The 6,865-nt window shown below is 72.7% G+C and carries 5 protein-coding genes; 2 read left to right on the top strand and 3 right to left on the bottom strand.

Annotated elements, in window-relative coordinates; genetic code table 11:
• Positions 1 to 921 (bottom strand): EamA family transporter (locus AAHZ94_RS25775; RefSeq protein WP_349995630.1); only part of this gene is annotated, 921 nt, incomplete at its 3' end.
• 335 nt (positions 922 to 1,256) lie between these two features.
• Between AAHZ94_RS25775 and AAHZ94_RS25770 the strand changes: the two genes are divergently transcribed.
• Positions 1,257 to 2,165: a LysR family transcriptional regulator gene (locus tag AAHZ94_RS25770; RefSeq protein WP_349995628.1), complete on the top strand. Its 909-nt coding sequence runs from the start codon at positions 1,257 to 1,259 to the stop codon at positions 2,163 to 2,165.
• Between the two features lie 230 nt (positions 2,166 to 2,395).
• Here AAHZ94_RS25770 and AAHZ94_RS25765 read toward each other — a convergent pair whose 3' ends face one another.
• Positions 2,396 to 3,817 (bottom strand): S28 family serine protease, encoded by a 1,422-nt coding sequence (locus AAHZ94_RS25765; RefSeq protein ID WP_349995626.1) that lies wholly within the window; start codon positions 3,815 to 3,817, stop codon positions 2,396 to 2,398.
• 190 nt (positions 3,818 to 4,007) lie between these two features.
• Here AAHZ94_RS25765 and AAHZ94_RS25760 point away from each other — a divergent pair, with 190 nt between their 5' ends.
• A complete protein-coding gene (locus tag AAHZ94_RS25760; RefSeq protein ID WP_349995624.1) occupies positions 4,008 to 4,466 on the top strand; it encodes a hypothetical protein in 459 nt (152 codons plus the stop codon).
• 470 nt (positions 4,467 to 4,936) lie between these two features.
• Here AAHZ94_RS25760 and AAHZ94_RS25755 read toward each other — a convergent pair.
• The coding region (locus AAHZ94_RS25755) for an ABC transporter ATP-binding protein (protein WP_349995622.1) at positions 4,937 to 6,865 on the bottom strand (1,929 nt) is incomplete at its 5' end.

The following is a 6,865-nucleotide window of genomic DNA, read 5'->3' as shown; positions in this document are numbered from 1 at the left end:
CGGGGCCCCGCCGCCGGCCCGCGCCCCGGTCCGCCCGCCAGGCCCGCCGCCCGGCCGGCCCCCGCGGCGGAGGCCGGTGAAGGACGTCAGGGCCACCCCGCCCACCAGCAGCACCGCGGCCAGCCAGCGCAGCGGGCTAACGTCCTCGTTCAGCAGCAGGGCCGCGGACGACATCCCGAAGACCGGCACAAGGAGCGAGAACGGGGCGACCGCGGACGCGTCGTACGTGCGCAGCAGCAGGCCCCAGGCGCCGAAGCCGAATAGGGTGGTGAACCAGGCCACGTACGCGATGACGCCGAGGCCGCTCCAGTCGAGGCCGCGCAGGGCTGCCAGATCCGCGTCCGGGCCCTCGAACAGCAGCGACAGGACCACCAGCGGCAGCACCGGCACCACGCTCACCCACACCATGAACCGCAGCGCGTCCGGCGGTGCGGCCTTGCGGGTCAGCACGTTCGACACGCCCCAGCAGAGCGCGGCGGCCACCACCAGGCCCAGCCCGACGAGCGGGCCCGAGGTGCCCTCGTCCACCGCGGCCACCGCGATGCCGACCAGTGCGACGCCCATCCCCACCAGCCGTGCCGGGCCGGGCCGCTCGCCGAGTACGAGGGCGGCGAACAGCACCGTGAACACCGCCTGCACCTGGAGCACCAGCGAGGAGAGCCCCGCGGGCGCCCCCTGCTGCATGCCGATGAACAGCAGCCCGAACTTGGCCACGCCGAGCGCGAGCCCCACCCCGATCACCCAGCGCCAGGCGACCTGCGGCCTGCCGATCAGGAACACCGCCGGCACCGCAGCCGCGGCGAACCGCAGGGCGCAGAACAGCAGCGGCGGGAAGTGGTCGAGACCGATCTCGATGACAACGAAGTTGACGCCCCAGGCGGCGGCGACGAACACGGCCAGGGCGATGTGAACGGGTCGCATGGCGTCGAGCATCGCCCCGCCGAACCTTGTAGCACCAGCGCAAGTGTCTTCATGGTTGGATGAAGCATTGCTACAAGCTGCCGGGGCTGTTGGTTCAGGCAGTGCGGGCGGTGCGGGCGGTGCGGGCGGTTCAGGTAATGCGGGCAGTGCGGGCGGTACGGCCGCGCGGCGGGCCGGGCCTGGGGCGATCGACCGTGCGGCGGTCCGGACACGAGGCGGGCCACGGCCGGGCCCGACGGTACGGACGCAAGGCGGGCCAGTCCCGTCCAGGCGAGGCCAGGCCAGGCCAGGCCAGGCCAGCGACGGTACGAGCGAAAGCAGAGGTGGCGGACACCATGTTGGATCTGGCGCGGTTGCGGGCGCTGCACGCGGTCGCCGTGCACGGTTCGGTCAGCGCGGCGGCCATCGCCCTCGGCTACACCCCGTCGGCGGTCTCGCAGCAGATCGCCAAGTTGGAGCGGGAGACCCGGACCACGCTCCTGGAGCGGCAGGGCCGCGGCATCGCCCTCACCGACGCGGCCCAGCACCTGGCCGACACCGCGCAGGAGCTGCTGTCCATCGTGGAGCGCGCCGAGACCACGCTCGAAGAGCGGCGCGGGCAGCCGTCGGGGCGGCTGGCGATCGGCGCGTTCGCCTCGGCCGCGCGCGGGCTGATGCCCTCCGTACTGGCCGAACTCGCCACCCGACACACCGGGTTGGACACCCGGATGATCGAGGTGGACCCGCACCTCTCGCCCGATCTGGTGACCCGCGGCGTGATCGACCTGGCCGTCGCCCACGACTGGGACATCTCGCCGCTGCCGGCGCCCGACGGCGTCGAGCGGGCGGTGATCGGCGACGACCCGTCGGACGTCCTGGTCCCGGGTGACCACCCGTTCGCCGGCCGCGCCGTGCTGCGCCGCGCCGACCTGACCGACCAGCGGTGGATCTGCCAGCCGCCCGGCTCGGTCTGCCACGACTGGCTGGTACGGACGCTGCGCGCCTCGGGCCACGAGCCCGACCTGGCTTACCAGGTCGCCGAGTACCACACCCAGTTGGCGCTGGTCGCGGCCGGTCTCGGGGTCGCCCTGGTGCCGCGCCTCGGCCGGGGCCCGGTGCCGGACGGGGTCGTCGTCGTACCGCTCGAACCGACCCCCGTACGCCGGCTGTACGCGCTCTGGCGCCCGGGGGCCGCCCGCCGCCCGGCCATCACCGAGACCGTCCGCATCCTCCAGGAGCACTGGCCGCACCGCACGGCCGGCTGACCGACGCCGCATCCCACGCGCACGACCCGCCGTCCTCGGCCCGCGGCCCCGTCGCGCACCGGCCCCTCCCGCCTGACCTGCCTGACCTGCCGCAATCGGCCGCGCCGTCCCGCGCCCTGACGCGCGGGAGGGGCGCCCGGAATCCGGACGCCCCTCCGCACCGGCGGGTCACTCCACCGGTCGGCCACGCGCGCACGCGCGTACGTACCGGTGTCGGCCCGCCACCTCCGCTACGGCCGCAGTGCGGACTCGCGGGTCAGCTCCTGGCGGTCGAGCTTCTTGTCGTACGCGGCCAGCGGCTTCGCCGTCTGCGCACCGGACTTCACGGCCGCCGGCTGCACGCCCGCCCACTCCAGGACGCGCGCGGTCGCCTTCGCCTTCTGCGCGGCGGGCAGCCCGGCGATGTTCGCACCGTGGTTGGCGCCGGGCGCCGTGTACACGTACGAGTCGTTGCGCTGCTTCACGTGGAACGGCTCGGCGCCCCACGGGTCGTTCTGGCCGTTGACGAACAGCATCTGCTGCCCGTGCTGGCGCACCCAGTGGTCCACGTCCCGCATCGGGCGCGGGTCGAAGCGCATCGGGATCTCGGCCGGGACGGAGTGCCGCGGCGCGTCGATGCCCGGGTAGCGCAGCAGGTCACGCAGCTTGCCGTACTGCACCGTCGGCCAGCCCATCTGGGTGCCCGCCTGGTAGTAGTACGGCGTGTAGCCGGCGAGGCCCTGGTCCGTGGTGGACTCGAAGCCGGAGATCTTGTCGATGTAGTTGTAGAGCACGTCGTCGGACGCGGTCGGCGCGGGCACGTCCGCGCAGTCCTTCTCCAGGCTGTACTGCCAGAACGCCCAGGCCAGGCTGATCACGGCGTTCTCGTACGCCTTGTCGGCGCTGCCCATCACGGTGAAGGTGCGGCCCTGCTCGCCGGCCCACTTCTGGTAGCGGGCGACCAGCCGGTCCCGGCGCTCCAGGGCTTCGCGCTGCACGGCGGTCAGGCTGGCGCGGCACTCGCGGTTGCCGACCCGGGCGAAGAACCGGTCGTACGCCGAGTCCTCGTGGTTGACCACGTCGTTGGGGGCCACGTACGCGACGGTGCCGTCCATGTCGTGCGGGTAGAAGCGGCGGAAGTACGTCGCCGTCATGCCGCCCTTGCTGCCGCCGGTGGCCAGCCACTTCTTGCCGTAGATCGGCTTGAGGGCCTTGTACAGGCGGTGCTGGTCGCTGGCGGCCTGCCAGATGTCGAGCTTCTTCCAGTCGGCCGGCGGCGGCCGGGACGGGGTGAAGAAGCGATACTCCATGGAGAGCTGGTTGCCGTCGATGATCTGCGTCGGCTCACTGCGGCGCGGGCTCGTGCTCACGTTGTAGCCGGAGGTGAAGAAGACCGTGGGCCGGTCGACGGACTTGTGCAGCAGCGTGATCCGCTGCTTGAACGTCCCCTTCCACGGGTGCCGGTGGTCGACCGGCTGCTCGTAGTTGAGGACGAGGAAGCGGTACCCGTCGTAGGGCTTCTCCTCTATGAAGCTCATCCCCGGTATGTCGAGGATGCGTTCCTTGATGTCGTCCGGTTCCGCAGCGGTGGCCGTACCGGCCGAAGCAGAGCCCACACCGACGGTGCCGATGAGCACCACCAGCGTGAGCAGCCATCTGAGCGACTTGTGCATTCGCCCTCCCCAGGAGTTTCACAAAGTTCACAGTGGTCGCCGTGAACCTATAGGGAGCACCTGCGATCGGCTAGCCCCAGTTCGCAGGGGGTGTGGTGACTTCCGTCCCGGCCCCGGAGCGCCCGGCCCGCCGCCGTTACGCTGTGTCGGCCCCCTCCCCTCGTTGGGTGAGATGACCCATGCTGTCGGCATGGACCGAGAGGAATCCCAGGGGCCCGCGGCCCCCGAACCGAGCGAACGGGCCGAACGGTTACGCCAATACCTGAGTGATCTCGCGCAGCGCATCGATCCGCCGTCCCTCGAACTCCTGATGCGGCTGCTCCGCGAGCTCAGCGTCTCACCCGCGGTGCGCGGCGGCACCTACGAACTGGGCATGGACCCCGAGGAACGCGAACTGTTCACGCCCGACCTCCAGGCCGAGCTCCTGGTCCTGTTCGGGTTGCTGACCTCGCAGGACGAGCGGGTTGTCGTCGACCTCGGGGACACGCCCCACGCCAAGGGCATGAAGGTCCTCGTGCCCCAGGACCGCGCCTGCGACCCGGACTTCCTGGACCGGCACAGACGCCGGGTGGCCGCCGAGGCGGCCGAACGGGAGGCGGACCGCCGCGAGGTGGAGGCCATCGCCCGCGCGAGCGGGATGGAACCGTAGCCCGGACGCTGACTTGTCTGGCCCGGTCTTGGCTCGCCTGGCCCTGCATGGCCTGGCTGCCCCGCTCTGGCCTGGTTCACCCGGCCTGGCCTAGCTTGCCTGGCCTTGACTGGCCGTCGTCTGACCTGGCCCGCCTGAGCCCGGCTTGCCTTGCCTGACCTGGTCTGGCCTACCTTGTCCAGCCTGGTCTGGCCTGGTCTGGCCTGGTCTGGCCTGTCTCGCGCCGCTCTGCCCCGCCTGAGGTGGCTGCCCTGCCCCACCCCGCCTGGGGCGACCGGCCTGCCCGCCCCGCCTGGTGTGCCCCGCCTCGGGTGGCCGGCTGGTGGTACGCCCGTTGGGGTGATGTCGCGGCTGGTACGGGCCGGCGGCCGGGCCGTAGGGCTGGGCGGCGGCGTGGGCGCCGGGCACGGGGCAGGTCAGGGCGGGGCGGGGGCCGTGGCGCGGGGCCGCGACGCAGGCGCCCGGGCGCGTCAGCCCACGACCGCCGCCGTGGTGGCCATCTCACCCCCCGTGAAGGCGTGCCAGAGCCGCGCGTACCGCCCGTCGCGCGCCAGCAGTTCCTCGTGCGTGCCGTCCTCGACGACCCGGCCGTGGTCCAGGACCACCACCCGGTCCGCGCGCGCGGCCGTGGTCAGCCGGTGCGCCACCACCAGCGTGGTGCGGGCGCCGGCGAGCCGGTCGGTTGCCTGGTTGACCAGGGCTTCGGTGGCCAGGTCGAGCGCGGCGGTCGCCTCGTCGAGCAGCAGGACGTCGGGACCCACCAGCTCCGCCCTGGCCAGGGCTATCAACTGCCGCTGCCCGGCGGAGAGGTTGCGGCCCCGCTCGGTGACCTCGTGCAGATAGCCGCCGTCCAGCACGGCGATCATGTCGTGCGCGCCCACCGCCCGCGCCGCGGCCTCCACCTCCGCATCGGACGCGTCGGGGCGCCCGTAGGCGATGGCGTCCCGCACCGTGCCGGGGAAGAGGTACGACTCCTGCGGCACCACGCCAAGCCGGTGCCGGTACTGCGCGAGGTCCAACTCGCGCAGGTCCGCACCGTCCACGGTCACCCGACCCGCCGACGGGTCGTAGAACCTGGCCACCAGCTTGACCAGGGTGGACTTGCCGGCGCCCGTCTCGCCGACGAAGGCCACCGTCTGGCCGGCGGGTATCCGCAGGTCGATGCCGGTCAGCGCGGCCTCGCTCTGCTCGCCCGTGCCGTAGTGGAACTGCACGTCCTCGAAAGCTATGTCGCCGCGCAGCCGCTGCACCGGACGCGGCGCCTCGGCCACCGGCGTCGTCGTCGGCTCGCGCAGCAACTCCTGCACCCGGCCCAGCGAGACGGTGGCCTGCTGGTAGCCGTCGAAGACCTGCGAGAGCTGCTGTACGGGGGCGAAGAACAGGTCGATGTAGAGCAGGTACGCCACGAGCGCGCCCGCGGTGAGCGTGCCGTCGCTGACCCGGCCGGCGCCGACGATCAGCACCAGCGCGGCGGCCACCGACGACAGCAGTTGGACGAACGGGAAGTACACCGATATCAGCCACTGGCCGCGCACCCGGGCCTGCCGGTAGGCGTCGCTCCGCTCGGCGAACCGCTGCTGGCCGCTGTCCTCGCGGCGGAACGCCTGCACGATGCGCAGCCCGGCGACGTTCTCCTGGAGGTCGGCGTTGACGGCGCTGACCCGCTCGCGGGCCAACTCGTACGCCTTGACGCTCTGGCGTCGGAAGAAGACGGTGCCGACGATCAGCACGGGCAGCGTCGCGAAGACCACCAGGGCCAGTTCCACGTCGATGACCAGCAGGGCGACCAGGATGCCGAAGAAGGTGAGCAGGCTGACCAACGCGGTGACCAGGCCGGTCTGCAAGAACGTGGACAACGCGTCGACGTCGGTGGTCATCCGCGTCATGACCTTGCCGCTGAGCTCTCGCTCGTAGTAGTCGAGACCGAGCCGCTGGAGTTGGGCGAAGATCTTCACGCGGAGCGAGTACAGGACGCGTTCACCGGTGCGCCCGGTCATCCGGGTCTCGCCGATCTGGGCGGCCCACTGCCCGAGCACCACCAGCAGGGCCAGGCCGGATGCGGCCCACACCGCGCCGAGCGCCATCTGCTGCACGCCCTGGTCGATGCCGTGCCGGATCAGCACCGGCAGCAACAGCCCGGCCAGCGCGTCCAGCGAGACGAGCAGCAGGCTGATCGCCAGTGGCTTGCCGAAGCCGCGCAGCAGTTGGCGCAGCCCGTAGTCCCGCTCGGGGCGGGTCGCCGCCGCCTCGTCGACGTCGGGGGTGTCGGTCGTCGGTGGCAGGGCCGCGACCTTGGCGAGGAGTGCGGGCGGGGCCGGCAGGCCGGCCAGCGCGGCGGCCACGCCGGGGCCTGCGGCGGGCGCGCCGGCCTGCCCCGCCGCGCCGGCGCCGGACCGGCC

Source organism: Streptomyces sp. HSW2009, assembly GCF_040240285.1.
GTDB lineage: Bacteria > Actinomycetota > Actinomycetes > Streptomycetales > Streptomycetaceae > Streptomyces.
Note: the sequence above shows the minus strand (reverse complement) of the source record. Positions and strands in the feature narration are given on the sequence as shown.

Bases quoted from the DNA above. Each gene is read 5' to 3' on its own strand.
- AAHZ94_RS25770 (WP_349995628.1), top strand. From the start codon at position 1,257: ATGTTGGATCTGGCGCGGTTGCGGGCGCTGCACGCGGTCGCCGTGCAC.
- AAHZ94_RS25765 (WP_349995626.1), bottom strand. From the start codon at position 3,817: ATGCACAAGTCGCTCAGATGGCTGCTCACGCTGGTGGTGCTCATCGGC.
- AAHZ94_RS25760 (WP_349995624.1), top strand. From the start codon at position 4,008: ATGGACCGAGAGGAATCCCAGGGGCCCGCGGCCCCCGAACCGAGCGAA.